Source organism: Pedobacter sp. BS3, assembly GCF_008274585.1.
Lineage (GTDB): Bacteria > Bacteroidota > Bacteroidia > Sphingobacteriales > Sphingobacteriaceae > Hufsiella_A.
This window is the reverse complement of the sequence record NZ_VTRT01000005.1, coordinates 1-21,029: the sequence shown is the minus strand read 5'-3', so window position 1 is coordinate 21,029 and position 21,029 is coordinate 1. Positions and strand designations below refer to the sequence as shown.

At 45.1% G+C, this 21,029-nt stretch carries 16 protein-coding genes; 2 read left to right on the top strand and 14 right to left on the bottom strand.

What is annotated here, in order from left to right; genetic code table 11:
- Nucleotides 1-59 precede the first annotated feature (59 nt).
- From FW774_RS13565 to FW774_RS13500, 14 genes are all read right to left on the bottom strand, one after another.
- The gene (locus tag FW774_RS13565; RefSeq protein ID WP_149348747.1) at nt 60-1,160 is read right to left on the bottom strand and encodes an SGNH/GDSL hydrolase family protein; all 1,101 of its coding nucleotides are present in this window, start codon (nt 1,158-1,160) and stop codon (nt 60-62) included.
- 418 nt (nt 1,161-1,578) lie between these two features.
- Entirely contained in the window at nt 1,579-3,444 is a 1,866-nt protein-coding gene (locus FW774_RS13560) for a beta-N-acetylhexosaminidase (protein WP_242457835.1), read from the bottom strand.
- Between the two features lie 281 nt (nt 3,445-3,725).
- Nucleotides 3,726-5,198 (bottom strand): sulfatase, encoded by a 1,473-nt coding sequence (locus FW774_RS13555; protein WP_149348746.1) that lies wholly within the window; start codon nt 5,196-5,198, stop codon nt 3,726-3,728.
- 37 nt (nt 5,199-5,235) lie between these two features.
- Nucleotides 5,236-6,804 carry an arylsulfatase gene (locus FW774_RS13550; protein WP_242457834.1) on the bottom strand — a complete coding sequence of 523 codons (1,569 nt, stop codon included), beginning with the start codon at nt 6,802-6,804 and terminating at the stop codon, nt 5,236-5,238.
- Nucleotides 6,770-7,864: an SGNH/GDSL hydrolase family protein gene (locus FW774_RS13545; protein WP_149348744.1), complete on the bottom strand. Its 1,095-nt coding sequence runs from the start codon at nt 7,862-7,864 to the stop codon at nt 6,770-6,772. The genes FW774_RS13550 and FW774_RS13545 overlap by 35 nt, the downstream gene beginning before the upstream one ends.
- Before the next feature lie 397 nt (nt 7,865-8,261).
- The gene (locus FW774_RS13540) at nt 8,262-9,671 is read right to left on the bottom strand and encodes a Gfo/Idh/MocA family protein (RefSeq protein WP_149348743.1); all 1,410 of its coding nucleotides are present in this window, start codon (nt 9,669-9,671) and stop codon (nt 8,262-8,264) included.
- Between the two features lie 168 nt (nt 9,672-9,839).
- On the bottom strand, nt 9,840-11,183 hold the full coding sequence (locus FW774_RS13535) for a BNR repeat-containing protein (protein WP_149348742.1): 1,344 nt from the start codon (nt 11,181-11,183) through the stop codon (nt 9,840-9,842).
- A 4-nt stretch (nt 11,184-11,187) separates the two neighbouring features.
- On the bottom strand, nt 11,188-12,189 hold the full coding sequence (locus tag FW774_RS13530) for a nucleoside hydrolase (protein WP_149348741.1): 1,002 nt from the start codon (nt 12,187-12,189) through the stop codon (nt 11,188-11,190).
- Nucleotides 12,190-12,261: 72 nt separating this feature from the next.
- Nucleotides 12,262-14,775, bottom strand: coding sequence for a phosphocholine-specific phospholipase C (locus FW774_RS13525; RefSeq protein ID WP_149348740.1), 2,514 nt, complete (start codon nt 14,773-14,775; stop codon nt 12,262-12,264).
- Between the two features lie 85 nt (nt 14,776-14,860).
- Nucleotides 14,861-15,781, bottom strand: a complete 921-nt coding sequence (locus FW774_RS13520; protein WP_149348739.1) for an endonuclease/exonuclease/phosphatase family protein — start codon at nt 15,779-15,781, stop codon at nt 14,861-14,863.
- 78 nt (nt 15,782-15,859) lie between these two features.
- Nucleotides 15,860-17,242: an FAD-dependent oxidoreductase gene (locus FW774_RS13515; protein ID WP_242457833.1), complete on the bottom strand. Its 1,383-nt coding sequence runs from the start codon at nt 17,240-17,242 to the stop codon at nt 15,860-15,862.
- Between the two features lie 288 nt (nt 17,243-17,530).
- Nucleotides 17,531-18,775, bottom strand: coding sequence for an MFS transporter (locus FW774_RS13510; RefSeq protein ID WP_149348737.1), 1,245 nt, complete (start codon nt 18,773-18,775; stop codon nt 17,531-17,533).
- A 209-nt stretch (nt 18,776-18,984) separates the two neighbouring features.
- Nucleotides 18,985-19,470 carry a hypothetical protein gene (locus FW774_RS13505; protein WP_149348736.1) on the bottom strand — a complete coding sequence of 162 codons (486 nt, stop codon included), beginning with the start codon at nt 19,468-19,470 and terminating at the stop codon, nt 18,985-18,987.
- Between the two features lie 191 nt (nt 19,471-19,661).
- Entirely contained in the window at nt 19,662-20,015 is a 354-nt protein-coding gene (locus FW774_RS13500; protein WP_149348735.1) for a FecR family protein, read from the bottom strand.
- Between the two features lie 111 nt (nt 20,016-20,126).
- On the opposite strand from FW774_RS13500, the gene FW774_RS13495 reads away from it, so the two are divergent.
- The gene (locus FW774_RS13495; protein ID WP_149348734.1) at nt 20,127-20,372 is read left to right on the top strand and encodes a hypothetical protein; all 246 of its coding nucleotides are present in this window, start codon (nt 20,127-20,129) and stop codon (nt 20,370-20,372) included.
- 1 nt (nt 20,373) lies between these two features.
- Nucleotides 20,374-20,706, top strand: coding sequence for a hypothetical protein (locus tag FW774_RS13490; protein ID WP_149348733.1), 333 nt, complete (start codon nt 20,374-20,376; stop codon nt 20,704-20,706).
- Nucleotides 20,707-21,029 lie beyond the last annotated feature (323 nt).

Sequence of the window (21,029 nt, the reverse complement as noted above, 5' to 3'; positions counted from 1 at the left end):
AATGCAGATCAACGCTGACAGGGTTTAAAACCCTGTCAGCGTTATCCCTCCCGCACCAGCTATTTTCCGGCAATGCCGTATTTCTTCAGAATGTCTATGATCTGCGGCTTCAGCTCGGTCAGCATGCGGTCAAAACCCAAATCGGTGGGGTGAGTTCCGTCAACGGTGGCCTCGTGGTCTGTACCTAACAGGCTTTTTCCTTTTATCATGTACAAATCTTTTACTCCTGCATTTTGCAGGGCGGTTACCTGTCTTACAATTTCAGTGTTCTGATCGGCTACGCGTTTACGAATGACCTGGTCGAAATTTCCTCCTTCACGTACAACACTTTGTATCACTATGATGGGCGCTTTGGGGTGCGCTTTACGAATAGTGTTTACCAAATAAGCCGTACGCTCCTTAATTTGCTCCGGCGACGGGTTTGCCACGCAATCCAGGATATAGGCATCTGCATCAATATCAATGATCATATCAGCCGCAGCCTTCTCCATTTTCCCATTCCCACTCAGGCCAAGGTTCAGGAAGTTAAGACCGGTTTCACGGGACAAGCGGGCAGGATAAGCCATACCGGGCCTGCTGGCAGCCGCACCTTGTGTAATGCTGGAGCCATAGATCAGGATACGCTTGCTAAACGGATCGGGCAATACCCTGAACGAAGCATTTTTTTCCACGCCAATTTGCAAACTGGTTGTTTCATCATAAGTAGGCAAATACATCAGACATTCCTTGGTTCCGCTTTCCATATTTTGCACTAAAACACCTTCGTTACATTCTTTTGAAGGTTTACCTACGCCCGCAAAAACCCACTGACCATCTCGTTTAATATACAGGTCAAGTCCTTTTTGATTGATCGGTACCTGATTGACTCCCGGCTTATTGTCTTTAACACACCATTTAGCTCCTATTTTAGTACTGTTTGTTGTAAAATGCACAGCAATACCCGCAGATTGTGTCAGCAGATATTTTACTGCTTTCGGTAATGCAGGATACGTTGCAGTATCTACCCTGTGATAGGGATTTTTGGTTGGTAAAACCTTACCGGTAAGTGGCAATGACGCTACATCAGTGTAAACCAACTGATTTTTATCCTGTGCTTTAACGACCACAGTCAGACACAAAGCCCATGCAGCAATAATGAATTTTAATTTTAGGTGATCCATGTATAATAGTTTTGATATTAACTTGTTATGTGGTTACCGCTGGTGTAAATTAATTGCAATCATAATCGGCAGAACAAATAAACAAAATTTAAGGAAATTTAAGGAATGCCACAAAGTCTCAAAGACACAAAGGTTCCAATTTTATCTTCTAATGCCGTCAACAATATGTTATTTCTTGATACACCCACAAAGGCACAAAGGTTGCAGTGTAAATGCCTTAAATAGCTGCATGTACCGTTGTTTCATAAACCTGGGTGAAGCGGATACCGGCCTGTGGTTAAGGCCCGCGAGGTATCGGGGCAGGCTTGCAGGTGTATGAGCGTAACACAGGACTACTGTAACCGATGTTTTGCCGTATTTGCTTTTCTAAAATATTGGCTTTGCCTAAAATCTTATGTTTGATATCTAAAGTCTGACCTCACGGATTTACCTGTTTTATGGTTACTTTACTCAGCTTTTCATTATTCCTGAAGTTGGCGGCTTTTATGGTTACGGGGCCGGTTACTTCAAACGGCTGCGTATATTTTAACGATGCGGTTGTGGGTTCCGAACCATCGAGCGTGTAATAAATCTGCGGCTGATAGCTATCGGTGGTTAACGTTACAGTAGCCTTTTTAGCTGCCTTATCTGCCGTTACTGTTGGCCATACGTTATACGCACTTTTAGCATAGTTTATATTCATGCTGGCATAGCGATCGTACTGTTTCTCCATACGGCGTTTAAAATCTTCCCAGTTTTTCAGGTTGGGTTGTGTCCACGCCACTTCTGCCGCAGCAGACAGCCTGGGCATGGTCATGTACTCTGCCTGGTAAGGTTTATGAATGTATTCGCCCCAGATATTGGCCTGTAATCCTTTAATATATTTTGCTTCTTCGGGAGATAGTTCGGCCGGAACGGGTTCATATTGATATACTTTTTCAAGTGTGGTTACCCGCTTGCCTATGGCAACAGGCTCTAATGAAGGCTCGCCCTGGTAATAGTCCAGGTACAGGGTTGTGTTGGGCGTCATAATCACATCGTGATGCTGCTTTGCTGCCGCAATACCGCCTTTTACGCCCCGCCAGCTCATTACCGTGGCATTGGGAGCCAGTCCACCCTCAAGAATTTCATCCCAACCGATAATGCGTTTATTTTTGGTGAGCAGAAAGTCTTCAATGCGTTTAATAAAATAGCTTTGCAGTTCATGCTCGTCCTTCAATCCCTCGGCTTTAATGCGTGCCTGGCATTTCGGACAGGCTTTCCAACGGTCTTTGGGCGCCTCATCGCCTCCAATATGAATATACGGACTTGGAAACAGCGCCACTACTTCGGTTAATACATCTTCCAGGAATTTAAAGGTCTGCTCATTCCCGGCACAATAAATATCTTTCTGTATTCCCCAGGCTACCGGCATTTTGAACGGGCCGCCGGTGCAGGATAATTCCGGGTATGCCACCAGAGCCGCCAGCGAATGCCCCGGCATTTCAATTTCGGGCACAACGGTGATATAACGCTTTTGCGCATAAGCCACCACATCCTTGATCTGCTCCTGGGTATAGAATCCGCCGTTGGCGGTAGAATCAATCACAACCGGCGAATGACTGACCTGCGTACCGGTGCGCCATGCGCCAACCGAGGTTAATCGCGGATATTTTTTTATTTCGATACGCCAGCCGTGGTCTTCGGTAAGGTGCCAGTGAAACACATTCATTTTGTGCATGGCCAGGTAATCGATGTACTTCTTGATAAAATCTACCGGGTAAAAATAACGCCCTACATCCAGCATGGCCCCACGCCAGCCGAAACGGGGTTTATCTGTTATTTCAACAGCAGGCACAGCAAGTGACTTTACCGTTTCTCCTTTCTTCATCACAGGGAGCAACTGGTAGATAGTTTCCACACCATAAAAAATGCCATTGGCTTTTGGTGCTCTTACCGTAATCTGGTTACGATCAACGGATAAGGTGTAGCCTTCATTCCCTAATGTGTCGATGGCATTTTTTGCAGTTAGAACAATGATGTTTGCGCCCACACCGGCATTTATAACATTGGTTACTTTAACCGGATACCCTAAACGGCTTTTCAGGTTTGCAGCCAGGTCAGCAGCAATATCTGCTAATCCGGGTGTTGTTTTGTCATAAACGATCTTAGTTGCTGAATTTATCCGGAACTCGCCGGCATTTTCTTTAAGATGCTGTGGCTGCGGAATAATTGAAAGATCATTACTCTGAGCATGTGCCATCATGTTCAAGCTGCTAAAACCGGCGATCAGCAGGCTGGTAATCAGTTTAGGGATTTTATTCATAATGAGGTGGTTTATTTAGTCTTTAGTTTACGTTGTTAACTTCCAGCACCTAAGTTAATTTTTAAATCGGAAACAAACGAAACAATTGATGAAGTAAATTTCACATTATTCCGGTTAAAAGTTTTCTGACAGTTGTTAACTAAAGCTCGTAGTTGAAACCTGAATTTTCGTGATACCGGATCGCAGATCGTATTTATTAACGACGGGATTACAAATCCCGTTGAGCAAAATTATAAAATCCCGCCGAGCAAAATCAGGCGAAATCGGGCAAAAAGCAGCCGCTACTTTTTAGCTATTACTCCTGCCGGCCGACGGTTCCTGCCTTCTCTTTTGGTCAGGTTATCACCTAAATCTTCACGGGCCTTTTCTGCCAGAGCCTGCAATTCGGCAACTTTTTCGGGGTAAAGCGAGATCACATTGTAACGTTCGCCCGGATCACGTCTTAAATCGTACAGGGCCAGCGAATCGATATGACCGTTATTGTAAGGACCAGGCAAGCCATTTTGTCCAGGCATTACCCCCTCGTACGAACGGTATTTATGCGGGAAAACCAGCTTCCATTTACCCATACGAACGGCTTCCAGGTCATTCTTATGATAATAATAATAAAGCGTAGTTCTGGGCGAAACGTCTTTCCCTTCCAGCACCGGCAGCATGTTAACTCCATCTATTTTATTGGGAGGCAATTTTGCGCCGGTCGCAGCGGCCAATGTGGGTAGCATATCAATAGAACACATCAGCTTATTACTCACTACACCTTTAGGTATGACTTTAGGCCACGACATAATGCAAGGCTCCCGTGTACCGCCTTCCCAACTGGTGCCTTTGCCTTCGCGAAGTCCGCCTGTGGTACCGTTGTAATCGCCAAAATTCAGCCAGGGGCCATTGTCGGATGTAAATACGATCAGGGTATTCTGGTCTATGCCCTGCTCCTTCAGTGTTTCTACGATCTGCTGCACAGACCAATCTACTTCCATCATCACATCACCGTATAAACCCTGTTCACTCTTTCCTTTAAATTTCGACGAAACAGCTACAGGCGCATGCGTCATATTATGAGCCAGGTACAGGAAAAACGGCTTTTGTTTATTTTTCTTAATATAATCCACTGCTTTTTCTGTATAAATAGTGGTCAGCTTTGCCTGGTCGTCCAGCGTGCGAACGATCATGGCTGTGTCTGGTATCTGTTGTCCGGCCCTGATACGCAGCATAGGTAACGGCGGTGTACGTTTTGCCTTGGAGTTATTTGGCGGCAAGGGTTTACCATCATAACTTACCGGCCACATATCGTTGGAATACGGAAGTCCCAGGTATTCATCAAATCCCTGTTTGGTCGGCAAGAACTCTGGTTCGTTACCTAAATGCCATTTCCCGATCATTGCGGTAGCATAACCTACCGATTTCAGCATTTCGGCTATGGTTACTTCGTCAGGATTTAAACCGATCCCGGCATTCGGGCCAAATGCACCATACATATTTATCCGGTTAGGATACGTACCTGTCATCAGAGCTGCCCGTGAGGCCGTACAGGTTCCCTGCGGCGAGTAAAAACTGGTAAACCGCATTCCGTTTTTAGCCAGCTTGGTAAGATTAGGCGTTTTATAACCCATTCCACCATAATCTTCCAGATCGCCATAGCCCATGTCGTCCATTAAAATAATGATCACGTTTGGCTTTTGCGGTACCGGCTTTTGTTTGGCAAAGCCAGTCAGGCAGCATACAATGAATGCTGATAGTGCTGTAATTTTCTTCATCGTCTATAAAGTTATACACTATAAGTTTGACTTCTTACTATTTTTCCATAGGAAATTTAGGATTAATAAATTCCCATTCTTTAATATGCGCCGGCTGATGTTCTTTTTCAACAATAGCATCGAAACGCTTTATTAATTCGGGATGTTGAGCTGCCAGATTCTTTGTCTCGCCCCGGTCTTCCTTTAAATTGAACAGCATCCAGGGCGTGTTTTTATATCCGCTCTTCTTAACATGAATTTTCACCCCTTTCCAATCGCCTAAGCGGATAGCTACCTGCCCGCCCTTTTCAGGATATTCAAAATACAGGTATTCATGCTGCTTTTGTGCGGCGGAATTTCCTAATAAGGTTGGTTTTAATGAAAGTCCGTCATTCTTAGGGGCTTTTATACCAATCAGATCGGCAAAGGTAGCCATCATATCAAACTGAACAGAAATCATATCGGTTACTTTTCCAGCGGGAATTTTACCTGGCCAGCGGGCAATAAAGGGTTCGCGGATGCCGCCTTCAAAAACATCCATCTTTAATCCGCGTAAGCCGTCTACACTGTTAAAGAACTTCGCATTAACCCCGCCATTAAACGTTGTTCCGTTATCGCTTGAAAACATAATGATGGTATTTTTATCCAGTCCAAGCTGCTTTATTTGTTCCATAATTTCGCCGACATACATATCCAGTTGGGTGATCATAGCGGCATAAGCGGCAAGCGGCTCTTTATTGGGCGTATAACCTTTTTCAGCGTAATACGGAATGCTGTCAAACTTGCCTTCGTACATTTTGTAAGCCTTGCTGCCGGGAGGTATCTGTAGCGACACATGCGGAATAGTATACGGCAGATACAGGAAAAAAGGCTTGTCCTTGTTGGTTTTGATAAACTCTTTCGCCTTAAGGGTCATTACATCCGGAGCGTACTCTTTGCCGATAAAGCTGGCAAAACCGTCATCACTCAACGTTTTATTTACTTTAGGATGTACCGAGAACGGCGGATTATTTAAGGGATAGGGTTTATCGTTTTCCCACAAGTGGGTGGGATAATAGTTGTGCGCCTGCTTCTGGTCGATATAACCGAAAAAATAATCAAACCCCTGTTTGTTGGGAGCGCCGGTAGTATTGACCATACCAAGTCCCCATTTGCCAATAGCACCGGTTATATAACCTGCACCCTGGAACATGTGACCAATGGTGTACGTTCCTTCGGGCAAAGGCATCTGACCGCCTTCCAGGCTGTCGGGAAAATCGCCCAGCTCATAGTTTCCACGGATGTATGAATGACCGCCATTGCGACCGGTTAACAGCATACAACGGGCCGGAGCGCACACAGGTGTGCTGGTATAATGCTGGGTAAAGCGGATGCCTTCTTTGGCTAAGCGGTCAATATTGGGAGTTTTAATTTTCTGCTGACCATAGCATCCAAGCTCCGCATAGCCCATATCGTCGGCATAAATGTAGATAATATTGGGTTTGCCAGGCTCTGCAACCGGGTGGGCAAAAAGATCATTGACTGTTAGCAGGCATAAACCCGCTAAAGCGATCGTTTTCTTTATGATTTGAAGAATTTGCGCAGAATGCATTTTACAGATCTTTTGCCATTTCTTTATATAAAGCATCAGCAAAAAGTGCAGCGCCCTTTACCGTTAAATGTACGGGATCTGTTTTATCGCCAGGCTGTAAATTAGCTAACGAAGTAATTTTATCCCCTTCTATCAGGTACAGCTTTTTATCACGGGCCTGGTATTCGGTAACTACCTTTTTAATAACGCCACGAAAATCATCAGGAGTTACATGTGTCTTTGGATTTTCTTTCCGTTTGGTGTAGAGTAAGGTGATACAAAATATTTTAGCCTTCGGCTGATTTTTTCTGATCTTTGACAGGTATTCACGGTAATCTTTTTCAAACTGCCCGGCAGAATGACCGGCCGCATTCAGATCATTATAACCAATAAGTACGGTAATTACATCCGCTTTGGGCAGATCTTTGGTCATTTCGGCAACCGGAATAGAAACTTTAGCACCGCCGATAGCCAGGTTATAAAAATCCATGTTCAGCTTTTCCGATACAAGGAAAGGATAAGTGAGATAGCTGGCGCCATCTTGTCCGCGACCATGGGTAATACTATCTCCAATACCGATATAAACTTTTCTTTTTGCCGGCTGATAACTTGCCAGATCACTGCTATTGTCTATTTCAAAATGGGTTAATGATACATTAGTATAGCTGGGAAGAATGACTTCGTAAACGGATTCCTTTGCCGTATTCAATGAATCCAGGTTGACCTGGATATCTTGCTTAGCCGCAGCGGCGTCAAATGAAACGATCTTTAGCTCAGCGCCGTCTTTCAAGATTTTAAAGGAACCTTTTTCACCTAAACCCGGTTCGGGAGAGAATGTTAAATGGACAAACAGGCTTTTAGTTTTGAATTGTAAAATAATACCGCTGGTAGACGAGGCCGTTTTAACAGAAAACATCCGGATATCGTCCGGCGCTTTTAATACCTCGTCAGAAAAACGCTGAAAAGACAACTTTTCAGGATTACGGAATATATAGGCGGCGCCGGTTACATGAATATTTTTGCTATCCAGGGGAACTGTTTTGCTGTAAGCGCTAAGCTGTAACAATAAAAAGGAAACAGGCAACATCAGCCTGAGTGGATTTTTTACTACTTTCATTATTATACTGGTTATTTTGCTAAGCTACAGACATTATTAAAGATATTAGGTTTAAATTTTGTTACTTAAATAAAAAATGGGCGCATTATCGCTCGCCCATTCTATTTTCTGTAAAATAACGTGAGTTCGGGATAGGAAACGCACAACCTGTTTGCGCTCGTTTGCAAAACGAGCGCATAAATCTCCGGCGTTTGTAACGCCGATAATAGCGGCCTCCTGTTTGCGCTCGTTTGCAAAACGAGTGCATAAGTCTCCGGCGTTTGTAACGCCGATAATAGCGGCCTTTGAACATTGCGGCGTTGCAAACGCCGTTCTATGGCATCCCGATTGCAAATCGGGATGAGCCTGCGCTTTTTTGGCTCTACCTATGCTACTTCGATTCGTTCAACTTTTTACTTTAAACTTTTAGCTTAGCATCGGGCATCTTCACTGCCATAAACTTATTTCGCTTGCGACTTTCCTCGGCCATAAAACCCATAATATGGCTTTCTATCGATTCATCGATGGTTGATGTAAGCAATTGGGGATTCTGATGGGCTACAGCCTGTACAAAATCACGGGCGAGCAGCCAGTCGCCGCCACCGTGTCCGCTGTTTTTATAATCATCTACATCTTCGGCTTTAGGTACCAGCTTAATGGATTTCCCTGTTTTAAAATCGTTCACCACCAGCTCTTGCATATCGCCAACCATATCGCCGGTTGAGCCCATGATCCGGGTACGCCGACCTCCTGAATCGGTAAAAGCTTCCATCGAAAAGCTGGCTGTAACATTATCGGCAAACCGGATATTGGTAATGTAATGGTCAGGCTGATCGTTATCCATACGGTACACACAACGGCCATAATTAGTGGTACGCAATTTCTCCAGGATGGCTTCATCCCATTTAGACTTATCATCGGGCAGGTCAAATACATACAGACGGCTGCGTTTATCCTTATAGGCCCGTATAGCCGAATACGGACACTCCCGTTCTACTTTACAGCCATCTGTACAACGGGCAGTGCTGCCTTCAGGAGCATTTTCTTTCCGGAACCATTTCAGGTCGCCCATAGCTGATATTTCTTTACAGGGTTTATTAATTACCCATTTGATGATATCCAGATCATGGCATGATTTGGCCAGAATAATGGGTGATGTTTCTTTGGAATTATGCCAGTTACCCCGAACGTAGGAATGCGCCATGTGGGTATATTCTATCGGCTCCAGGTGCTGTACGCTGATCACCTCGCCAATAGCGCCTTTGGCTACCAGCTCTTTCATCTTAACAAAATAAGGCGAATAACGCAACACGTGACATACCGCCACAATGCGCCCTGTCTTTTTAGCCAGCGCCAGAATATCCCGGCATTCTTTTTCTGTAGGTGCAATGGGTTTTTCAAGTAAAATATCGTAGCCCATTGCCAACGCTTTCATGCAGGGCGCATAATGCAGCTTATCGGGTGTGGATATGATAATAGCATCGGCAAATTTCGGGCGGGTAAACACCTGCTCCCAGGTATCAAAGCGGTTTTCGTCGGCAATTTTATGCTTGGCAGCATAGCGGTCATTACGTATTTTGATGGGCTCTGCTACGCCAATAATATCCAGCTGGTCTGGAAACCTGAGTGCAAAGCCACCATATACATTGCCCCGGCTTCCGGCTCCTAATGTAATGGCAGTAACCGGTTTAGTTATGGGCTTGCTTAATGGATTAGCCGGGAGCGTGTATTCGTACACATTCTCTCCAATCCCGGCAAACGTTTCGTTACTGATAAAGGATGCGCCAAAGCCTACGCCTAAGGTTTTTAAAAGGGATCTACGGTTCATGGGTGGAAATTCTATTGTTTAAGTGAATAATGGTTTACTCAAATAAACAAATTAAACCGAACAATACCAAACCAAAAGAATAAAACAGAAACCAAACAAATACAAACGAAAGAAATATTCGGGGCTGACTAAAGTCCGAGAGCTTTTTGGTCAGTCTCGCATAATAACCTATTGTATTTTGTACACCACCAGGTCTGATGGTGCCGGATAAGGCGGTTTGGGCGCCCTGTCCTGGTTAGGCTGTACCGTTTGCCATTGCATGATAAATTTTCCGGTATTATCGGTTACCCGGTGCAGACGCATATCGCTTTGCGGGGTGCGGGGATCAGGCAGCTTGTACGATGGCCCTGATTCCTGACCGGCTTTTTGATCATCCTTAACCCGGAGCGTTGCCTGGTCTAATATCCATTTGCCGGAACCATATTTCTTATGACTGTAATTAACCTGCAACAGTCCCGGCCCGTACTGCTTAACACCGGATATCCTGACATCGCCATTAATAGAACCTCCGCGATTCAGATCCCAGGTAAAACCGGGCCAGTTACTTAGTTGGTAAATATGCCACCCATCGTTCTCATAGCGGGCAGCATACGCCTGACTGACGCCATTACGGTCAAATTTATGATAAGTGATATACAACTGCTTTTGATCATCCCAGCTAATACCAAAACCCATATTGATCAGTCCATTCCAGGGATCTACAGGATCTGCTATGGTAGTACTGTTACGCCACTGTACAGGCAATGTAAGCGGCTCGCCTTTGGCATTTTCCCAGTGCACCAGGTCTTTACTGCGAATATAAGACAGGTTATGGTTGGTATTGGCGATGGGCGTTTGTCGCCACATATATACGATATGAAAATAGCCGTCGGGGCCGGCAATAGGATCTGAGGAGTAGGCGCTGGCCTCATTTTCACCGTCAAACAAGGGTTTATCAAAAGCCGGCGACCATGTCCCCGTAGAGGTATCGTACCTGTTCCAATAGGTTATCCCGTTGCCGCTGCCGCCATTGCGGTACTGAAAGAACAGATTGCCCGAAAAATCTTTAAAGAATAAGGGATAAGTTACGCGGTCTTCATTTTTGCCCGTCATAGGCAGTTTTTCGAACGTATCGATGTCCTCCGGTTTAGCGGATCTAAAATAAACAAGCGGCCTGGCGTGCATATTGCCCGCCACATGAATAAAACCATCCCGGTCAATAACCATGGTCACATTGTTATGGCTGTCCCATCCTACTACCGATGGCAGTTTTGTCTTTTTCCAGGTTTTGGAATTCAGCTTTCGCTGAGCTATGGTCATATTCCGGCTGGTATCGTAATAGCATACGTACTGGTATTTTTGCGTGGTAAGTATATCAAACCCTACAGATAAGCCGGAAAACACGTTGTCTACCGGAATTGCATCTATGCTGGAAATCGGACTACTTTGCTGACCGAGACCGGTGAACGCCGGACAGATTCCGGTCAGTACTAAAAAAACCTTACGCAATAACTTCTTTACCTGTATTTTCATCGCATTACCTGGGTTGATGCATAATTACGTTTTCGATATAAGTGGCAACTTTTTCCGGAGGCATTTTATCCACCAGGTAAGCCTGATTTCCACGTTTATTATTTATCCACGAATCGCTTCCGTCAGGATTGACCTTGATATTGCCCCTGACCAGATCATAAAACGGTTTATAACCTTTAATGGCTATCAGTACGGCTGTCTGATCCCAGCCCATTCTTCCCTCATGGTCAACCGGACTCATGGGCATGGCAATGCGATAAGCATCCTTAACGGGGCTGTTTTGTATTGCCGGATTGTTCACCAGCGTCAGTCCTGTTTTTATTTTCGCCCCGATTTCCCAACCGGTAAACAACACAGGAATATCCCAAGCGGCAAAAACCCGGTAACCTTCGGCAGGGCGCTTGATAATGTTAAACTCTTTTCCTTCCGGAAATTTGCCGGCCATGCTTACCAGCAAACGCACTTTCTTTTTAACAAGTTCTTTCCCGCTTAAGGGCGAATAGCTGTCGGCGCCGGTTTTCAACAGGTTATCGAGGTTAGTAAAAAAGCCTACAGTGATCAGGGTGACACTATGATCGGGTTGAGCGGCCAGTATCTTGCGGTATAACTGAACTGCATCGGGCACTTCATTATTACTTTTTATACGATGCGGGTATTTCGCTACCAGCGTATCGCTCCAGTGCTGCCGGTCTTTGCCGTAAAACGCATCGCCTTTAGGCACTCCTACCGGGATATCCGGCCGTTTGAAATAGGTATTAAAAACACTGAATATGCTGGCAACTTCTTCGTACCGGGTGCAGGCTATAGTTGCTAAAATATTCACATAACCGCTGTCTGCATACGCATGCAGCATGGCGATAGCGCCTACATCATCATAATCCGGCCCCATATCGCTGTCAAAGATCACATTCAGTTTTTCACCTTTTGCAGGCTGAAACTGGGCATAAAGATTTAGCCCGGCGAGACACAGGAACATACCTAATAAAATCGGTTTTATTGTTTTCATACGGATAAATAAAAAGTTTAAATCTTGCTATGACAACTTTTTCAAAGCTGTTATAGTGATTGCCTGAAACTGTTAAGCTAATGCACCTATCTGCGGATCGGTATGACTTGTTTTACCAGTCTCTACCCTGCCGGCATAACGTTTTTCAACGTTAGTACCCTGAATACGAACGCTGAAATCATACCATCCGAAGCTTTTATCCAGGTTGAGCACTAAGCTTTCACCGGCCTTTATGGTTTTCTTCAGGTTATTGTGTTTATAGCCATGATCGGTAATCTCCACATCTGCCCCGCCGCCAACGGCAGTTAACTGAATATTGCCGGTAAGCCCGCTTTTATTCTTTTCCTGTTCATATCTGCAATTTAGAACAAGCTGCGGATCCTTAGCAGAACCTTGATATTCCCGGTAAAAACCGTTTGGCCCATACACCCGCAGATGATACTGCCCGTTTTCGAAGGCGTTTAACGGCCAGCTGTATGTAACTGTATCGCCGGGCTTAACGGCAAACCACCAGTTTCTGGCTATCTCCGATGAATCGGTATCGGTATATTTACCCGGAGCCACCACTGTAAACGGAGCGCCGGCGGCACGTTTACCAAATACCTGGTTTCCGGCGGTAAGCCTGATCTCTATATTCTTCTTGTCGTTGCTTAATGTAGCCTCGGCATATAATTCATAAGGCAGGGCGCATGACGAACGCATACCTGGTTCTTGTTTCGGCATGAACGCTAAAGCCGAGGGGTTTTCTATGGCCGTTTTCAAATCAGCTTTCGAAAGCTTCACATATCCGGAAGGCTCCTTTTTGAACTGTGCATTATAGATACGCTCTACGTGAGTATTGCGGTTAAGGAACGGCAGCTTCTCTGTTTTTTCACTGAAAGGTGTAAATGCCGATGTCAGATTGCCGCAAATGGTACGCCGCCACTCACTAATGTTATCGAGATGAATATTTTTCCCGAATTTTTTCTTCGTAAAATCTTCCAGGAACTGTAAGGTGGATGTATGATCAAAAACCTCTGAACAGACTTTCCCGCCACGGCTCCAGGGTGAAGCTATGATCATTGGAACACGGAATCCAAGACCAATGGGAGCCTCCCGGGCAAGCTTTTTGGGAATACCCTGCGCTACTTCATTTTCCAAACGCACATGCTCTATTTCGGTTTCGATTCCGGGTGAGCATTTTCCTGTGCCAGGCTTATTGTTATCGGGAATAGAGAACGGTGGAATATGATCAAAGTAACCATCGTTTTCATCGTATGTAAGTATAAAGATGGTTTTCTTCCAAACTTCCGGGTTTTGGGTCAGGATATCCAACACTTCGGATACATACCATGCGCCATACCAGGGTGCGGTTGGATGGTCTGAGAAATTCTTCGGACTTGCCAGCCATGAAACCGTGGCCAGCTTACCTTCATTTACATCTTTACGGAACTGATGCAGCAAATCACCTTTGGGAACAGTTACTTCGTACTCCTTACCGCCATCCTTATATTTTAAGGTATCCAGGCTCCTGAAATTCGGATCACCAGCATTTGTTGTAAATGCCCTATGGTACAAGCTTTTCTCCCTGGGAGATAACTTCTCAAAATTCTCCGGCGCAAATTTCGCTAATTCGGCACGGGCATTATCCAATGCTGCTTGTTTTTTCTTAACGGACGCTTGAATTTTCCGGGCTGCCTCTTCGCTTGACGGACTTCGTTCAAGTAATTCATCAATTTCGCCGGGCAAGGTATCAACCAGGGCTTGCAGGCTTTTAATGTTACGATCTGAGAATCTGGTGTTATACACCTTGAAAAATTCCAGGTTATTACACCCGAAATTGGCCAGCCAGGCACGCTCTTCATCGGTGAATCCGCCGCCGCAGTATACATCGTTCTGGTAAAAACGCCACGAAATTCCGTTATCTTCCAACAACTCAGGGAAAGTTTTCCAGAGCATTTTACCGTGACTAAAATCGTTATTACGAATATTGGCTTTGGGACGGCCATCTTCTACATTGGATATTGTACCCGACCAGAAAAAGGAACGGTTAGGCGTGGTGCTGGTCATTGCCGAGCTGAAATTCTGATCGCAAACGGTAAAGGCATCCGCCATAGCGTAATTGAACGGCAGATCTTCGCGGTTGTAGTAACCCAGCGTCAGCGGCATTTGGGCATATTTTTTATTTCCTGATTTTTTGGCGTCTAACCACTTATCATGCTTCCCGGCATTAAAAGCATCTACCTGCGTGTGCCTTGAATGCGATAAGGAGCCCATCCAGGTAGCTTTACTTCCCTGGATGTTTAACCGGAAAGGGGCATAAGTTTCGCCAACGGCATTGGTTTGCAGCCAAACCGGCTTTTTATCAGGCAGCGTGATGGCACGCGGATCGTCATAGCCTCTTACACCCTGTAATGTACCGAAACAATGGTCGAATGAGCGGTTCTCCTGCATCAGGATAACAATATGCTCGGCATCGAGATAGGTGCTTCCGGGAGCGGGGTCAATAGCCAGCGCCCGCTGGATGGAAGGCGGCAATACAGTTGATAGTCCTGCTGCGCCCGATAATAAAAGGGTTTTCCGTAGAAATTCTCTCCTGGTGTCCATGATTATAATTCAAAAGTTAAAATTCAAAAGTCCGGAAAGCATCAATCACAATGCCAATTACCGGTTTATATTTTATGGTTAGTTATTATAGTTCAATATCTGCCGATACAAAATAATGATCGCTGGGATAACGTCCATTGACCGCATCTTTTATGATTTGCGAGGCGACAGGCTTCACCTTTCCCCTGGAAAATATAAAATCTATTTTACCATTGGGCTTCCCTTTTACATACTTTTCGCCCTGAAAATCATGATAGGTATAGCCCGGATCTTCCGTGCCATGTACGGCCGTATAGGTATCAGTCCAGCTACTTTCGTGAATGATATCAAAGACGGGGTTTGGAACATGAGCATTAAAATCGCCGGTTAAAACCTGCGGAAAATCCGGTTGATACTGCGCACATTCGGCCATTACGGTTTTTACCTGCATTTCCCTTGCCGTCTGGTCTTTATGATCCAGGTGCACGTTGACAAGCCTGAATTCTTTTCCTGATTTTTTATCTTTTAAACGCAGCCAGTTGGCATGACGGGCACGGGCGGTGTTCCACGATTTGCTTCCGCCGATCAATGGCGTTTCTGACAGCCAATATGTTCCGGCAGCAACCAATTCATAGCGTGCTTTTGAGAATAATACCGGGTTTTTGGCGATACCGAAATAGGCCTCATGCTCATGACCATCCATTTCAGGGCCTTCAAAGCCGAAGATCATATAATTATTAAAATAGGCCTTGAAATCATCGGCCTGCACTTTAAGCACTTCCTGCAAGCCAATAATATCCGGGTTATGCGCTTTTATAATTTGCAAACAGGCACTTTTGCGATCTTTCCATCCTAAGCCTTTGGCATCGTCTTCGGCCAGAGCCACCCGGATGTTGCAGGTTAAAATGCGGTGTAAGGCGCTATCCGGTAAGGCAGTGTGATGTTCAAATGCTTCGGCGGTTTTTACCAGCCACGAACTGGCCGACAGAATACCGAGACCCTTTAAAAATTTACGGCGATGTAACATGAGTTAGAAAGTCAAAAGTTAAAATTTAAAACCGGCAATTGGCTTATATTGGCAATTATTTCTACGATTTACAGTTTCTTAAACCACTGCTTCCTCTGCCGGACGCAGGTATGCATCGTGCTCCAGCAGTTCTTTACGCAGCTTCTGCACATCAATATCTGACGGTGCAATGCCATCATGCACAGCCATTTTCGCGGCACGGCCCGCAGCCTCGCCCATCGCCATACATGGAGCCATTACCCGGATAGCCGACATCGCCTCGTGTGTGGTGGAGATACAACGTCCTGCTACCAGCAGGTTTTTTACCTTCTGCGGCACCAATGACCGGAACGGAATATCGTAACAGTCACCGCACCATTCCAGCGTACAATCGCCTCCCTGCGGATGGTGAATATCCAGCGGATAACTGGCAACAGCAATGGCATCATCAAACCGGCGACAGCTTAAAATATCATCGCGGGTCATGGTATACTCACCTACAATACGCCGTGTTTCGCGGATACCCAGGAAAGGAGCCATTTTAGTAAAGCGGGCATTCTCAAAACCGGGGACATATTTTATAAGATATTTCTGTATTTGCTCGATCTGCTCACGGGCTTCAATCTCGCCATGCGAAAGGCTTACCGGATCGGTTCCGTCAACACCGCTTACACGGGTCATGTTCACCCATATCTCACCTTCGCGTAAGCCGGTTATCAGAATGGTACGTTCTACCGGCAGCTTGAAGCCGTCTTCCCGGGCTTTCTGCATCAGGCTGCGCAGACCTACTACAATAAACTGGTTATTCTGCCCGAAATATTCATTCGGGATAAAATCAGTCAGGTAAGTTCGCGGTTCTTCGGCAATACTCATGCGCAATTTTTCCGTATCTACCCCACCCAGGCAGAACATCAGCGTAGGCGGCTGCATACCTCCCTGCTCGTTACCCTGTTCGCACGGAACACCGGCACGGTAGGCTACGTCGGCATCGCCGGTACAGTCAACAATTACTTTTGCCAGGATAACCTCACGACCGGCCTTGCTTTCAATAATGATGCCCCGCAGTGTATCTCCATCCATCACTACACCGGCACAAAATACGTACAGCAATACATCCACGCCGCTTTGGGTAAGCATTTCCAATCCAACCGTTTTTACTGCTTCGGGCTCAACCAGGGTTATGCCCATGTGCAACGGGCAATAACGGTGCTCGCTTGCGGCATCGCGGGCTGCTAAACGGTCAATAAATTTTTGTGGAAGCCCTTTAATAATTTGGTTTCCTTTCTGTCCTAAAAAGCCCAAAATAGGCAACCCGATGGTCATATTGCCACCCACAAAGCTCCGGCTCTCCAACAGCATCACTTTCAGTCCGTCTTCGGCTGCTGCCTGCGCCGCAATAATACCCGACGGTCCTCCTCCTACTACCAGAACGTCAACTTCTGCCCGTACCGGCAAGGTGCGAGCCGGTTCTGTGATATTCATCTTATCCATGTTATATGTTATAAATTCAAAAGTTAAAATTCAAAATTCAAAAGCTGGCCCATCCCGGCCCTCCCTAACCGCGTGCCGCCTTAGCTTTAGCGGTGGCGCAAGGGAGAGGGTAAGGCTGTGCTTATTTATCTCTTCTCTCTGGTTCGTGAAGACACAAACCAGCATAGAGCTTCGTGAAGACACGAAGTCTGGCTTGATTTATACTCCTCTTTACCTCTAATTCTTCCTTGGTAAAGCGTACAACTTTCCGTCTTGTTTCTTGCATCTATGTTCTTGTTTCTAAATCTGCTCTTCCGGTTTCTCCGGGCGAACCATTTTCCATAAAATCAATACAGCCAGCGGATGCAAAAAGGCCATTACTAAAAATAACTTATCTGCACCAACTGTCCCAATAAATTGTCCGATAAAATAGTTAAACAATACGGCCCCTACAGCGCCAAAACCAGCGGCTATACCCAACACGCTAGCAACATTTTTGACCGGAAACGCTTCGGCAACTACCACGCTAATAGTAAACAGCCAACTGATACACACCGCAGCTACTACACAAAATATAGCTAATGTAGCCACGACATTAGGCAAATAGGGTGTCAGGGCACATAATGGGGCAAATATGGCCACGATGGATAGCATTACTTTCCGGGCCTGCAAAGGCTGACGGCCACGCCTGACCATCCAGTCTGACCAGGCTGATGTACTAATTCCGCCTATATCGGCAGCAAGAAACGGAATCCAGCCAACCATACCTACCTGTGCCAGGCTAAGTCCCGATTTTTCCTGTAAATACCCGGGCAACCAGAACAGGCAAAAATACCAAACCGGATCGCTCACAAAACGGATAAGTATAATTCCCCACAGACTTTTCGTTTTCCATAACTGCGACCATTTAAAAACCTTTTCTTCAGTTGCAGCAGCTGTATGGGTTGCTTCCTGCAAAATATCTGCCGGCGGTTCACGATAGATCAACGCCCACAGTACGACGATAATCAGTCCGATGATACCGGATACAATAAATGCGGCATGCCAGTTGTAGGTAATGGCCAGCCACGCAATAAGCGGAGGTGCTATAATTGCACCGATGGAGCTTCCGGCTACACACAGGCTGTTTGCTGTTGCACGCATGCGGCCCGGAAACCAGACGGTCACTACCCGTATCTGTGCCGGAAAGTTAGAGGGTTCGGCCATACCCAGTAATCCGCGAAAGAACGCAAATTGTCCAACCGTACGCGAGATTCCCCCGCCAATACAGGCTATAGACCAGGTTAATACACCATACAGCATGACCAGTTTGGCCCCGAAACGGTCTACCAGCCAGCCGGTAACCGGATACATCAACGCGTAACAGATAGTAAATATATTCAGAATCATGGCATAACCGTCGTTGCCAAGGTTAAATTCTTTTTTTAATGTGGGCTTGAGTATAGAAACAATCTGCCGGTCGACATAATTAAATACAATGGCCAGAAAAATAATGGCAATGATAAACCAGCGCCTGTTCTCTGGTTTTAAACGCGAAAATATCATGCAAGAACCTGTCTTTTAAATAATTATTGGTTATAATTTATCCTTAATTCATTCACCCTGAACTTATGCCTGCCAGTTATTCTAAAACCCGCAACAAGTTACAAATTAAATCAATCATAACAAAATTAAATAAATTTAAACCATATAAAAGATTTTTAAAGTTATTTAATGAATGTATCGTAAATTGTTACACGGTTATTAGTTGTTGGTTAGGTTAACTGTGTACTGGTTGAATAACCGGTAGAGGGTAAATTATCGCTCCACTTATTGGTATAATTTATTTTGGTTGATATCTGGAATTTATCGGCCATTTTATGGCTGGCCGATAGCGCTATGGTGTTGCGCTTGTAGCCGGTGTTCGGCACAATCCAGGTATTATCTGCATTGGTGTACGAAAAACGGAATATCGTATTCTTTGTTCCTCCATCCAGCGAAACGGTATTGGTAAAGGTTTTACCGGCATCAAAAAAATCCCTCACGTTACCGGGATATGCAATCCAGGGAGTTCGCTCTGCGCCTCCGGTATGTGTTACCGGATCATACTGGTAATACATTTGCCCGGCAAATTCTGGCCCCCAGGCAGAACTGATACCGCGTGTGTTTGCTCCACCGGCAGTATTACCATACGAATAATAATTATTACCCGTAAGACCCTGACCGTATTCATACTGGTAATCCGGCCCATGGGAAACCACCTGAAAGGCTGTAGTGGAATTAACGGTAACGCCTATACCTTTGATCCTGGGCCTGCCGGATTTGGTGGTAATAATAATAGCTCCGTTAGCGCCCCGCTGTCCGATATTTTTATCCCCTGTTTTTACCTGGTAACCATATATATTTTTTATAAGTAATGCCAGTTCATCAAACGCAGCCCCGTCAAGCCTTATCAGGCCATCCTTCCATGAATTGGCATAATCTGCAGATAAGTACCGGTATGCGCAATATTTGTTGCTTTGGTGTACGCTACCTGTTGGTTAGCGGCTAACATAGCCAGCACTTTATGATTGGCGGTAACACTCGCCTTACCTGTAGCTACGCTTACCCTTACCTGAGCCAGTTGCGGATAAGCGTTAATATTAAAGGAAGTACCCAATACACAGGTATTCAATCCATCCGTGTGTGCAATAAAGGGCTTTTGAGGATTATGGGTAACCTGGAAGAAGGCTTCGCCTGTCAAATAAACTTCCCGGGTATTGCCGTTGAACCGGCCTGGCAAGCAAACTTCGTAAGTCTGCAACATCAGTGAGCTTTGTGTGAAAAGTCACATACCAGTAAATATGAACGAGCGCCCCCTCAAACTCAACTCACGCTATTTATGTTTTTCTTATCTAAAGAATATTGTATTTTTGTTATGATGACAACGCTTACTGTAAATATTGACAACAAGAAAACTGAAAAGGCCATTAAAGCCGTTCTGGATGCCTTTGGTTTGGATTACAATATAGAGCAGCATTCTGATGCTGCAGACAGAGCGCTCACTAAATCCGAACAGGTTATTTTTAACCGGCTGAAAAGATCGGCAAAACAGATCAAGCTCTACAAAGAAGGAAAGATCAGCTTAAGGCCTATCGAGGATGTTTTAGCAGAACTTTCATGATATGGCAATTCTTGTCGTGCCTACCGACGATTTTGTTAAAGAATTAAAACGAATCGCTAAAAAACAAAAAAGCATATTATCCGATATTGCTAAATTATCGGCACAACTAAAGAAAAATCCCACAATGGGCATTGAGTTGGGCCATAACTTCTATAAAATCCGGATGTCCATTTCAGGAAACAACAAAGGCAAATCCGGTGGCGCAAGAGTAATCACTTATGTTATTTTAGATCAGGGAACAGTTCTGCTAACCGAAATCTACCTTAAAACCGAATATGATACGGCTGATATCAGCACCCTCATCCAGCGATTGAAAGATCAGGGACTGATATGACATCTGATTGTTCTATTGCCAGATTATTCTATTGCTACCTTTCGAACGGAAAAATAACTATGAGCATTGAGTGAGAAATCCCATGTCAGCACATAGACTTACGAAGTTTATATCAGGCTGGCAAGCAAACTTCGTAAGTCTGCAACATCAATTATCCCATTGGGTTGAATTGCTCTTTCAGGAAACTAATCCACGTCTATTGCATCACAGTATCCCCTAACGGAACAATAGTCTTTTGTCCCATAGGGCAATGTCATTAAGTTAAGAAAATAGGGATATAAAAGGATTACAGTAGTTAGTTTTGAATCGACTAAAACACAAAA

What these genes read in the sequence shown, in the direction of transcription:
- FW774_RS13555 (WP_149348746.1), bottom strand. Translation starts at nt 5,198, where the DNA reads ATGAAGAAAATTACAGCACTATCAGCATTCATTGTATGCTGCCTGACT.
- FW774_RS13560 (WP_242457835.1), bottom strand. Translation starts at nt 3,444, where the DNA reads ATGAATAAAATCCCTAAACTGATTACCAGCCTGCTGATCGCCGGTTTT.
- FW774_RS13515 (WP_242457833.1), bottom strand. Translation starts at nt 17,242, where the DNA reads ATGAATATCACAGAACCGGCTCGCACCTTGCCGGTACGGGCAGAAGTT.
- FW774_RS13545 (WP_149348744.1), bottom strand. Translation starts at nt 7,864, where the DNA reads ATGAAAGTAGTAAAAAATCCACTCAGGCTGATGTTGCCTGTTTCCTTT.
- FW774_RS13500 (WP_149348735.1), bottom strand. Translation starts at nt 20,015, where the DNA reads ATGTTGCAGACTTACGAAGTTTGCTTGCCAGGCCGGTTCAACGGCAAT.
- FW774_RS13540 (WP_149348743.1), bottom strand. Translation starts at nt 9,671, where the DNA reads ATGAACCGTAGATCCCTTTTAAAAACCTTAGGCGTAGGCTTTGGCGCA.
- FW774_RS13510 (WP_149348737.1), bottom strand. Translation starts at nt 18,775, where the DNA reads ATGATATTTTCGCGTTTAAAACCAGAGAACAGGCGCTGGTTTATCATT.
- FW774_RS13520 (WP_149348739.1), bottom strand. Translation starts at nt 15,781, where the DNA reads ATGTTACATCGCCGTAAATTTTTAAAGGGTCTCGGTATTCTGTCGGCC.
- FW774_RS13525 (WP_149348740.1), bottom strand. Translation starts at nt 14,775, where the DNA reads ATGGACACCAGGAGAGAATTTCTACGGAAAACCCTTTTATTATCGGGC.
- FW774_RS13565 (WP_149348747.1), bottom strand. Translation starts at nt 1,160, where the DNA reads ATGGATCACCTAAAATTAAAATTCATTATTGCTGCATGGGCTTTGTGT.
- FW774_RS13535 (WP_149348742.1), bottom strand. Translation starts at nt 11,183, where the DNA reads ATGAAAATACAGGTAAAGAAGTTATTGCGTAAGGTTTTTTTAGTACTG.
- FW774_RS13530 (WP_149348741.1), bottom strand. Translation starts at nt 12,189, where the DNA reads ATGAAAACAATAAAACCGATTTTATTAGGTATGTTCCTGTGTCTCGCC.
- FW774_RS13495 (WP_149348734.1), top strand. Translation starts at nt 20,127, where the DNA reads ATGATGACAACGCTTACTGTAAATATTGACAACAAGAAAACTGAAAAG.
- FW774_RS13490 (WP_149348733.1), top strand. Translation starts at nt 20,374, where the DNA reads ATGGCAATTCTTGTCGTGCCTACCGACGATTTTGTTAAAGAATTAAAA.
- FW774_RS13550 (WP_242457834.1), bottom strand. Translation starts at nt 6,804, where the DNA reads ATGCTTTATATAAAGAAATGGCAAAAGATCTGTAAAATGCATTCTGCG.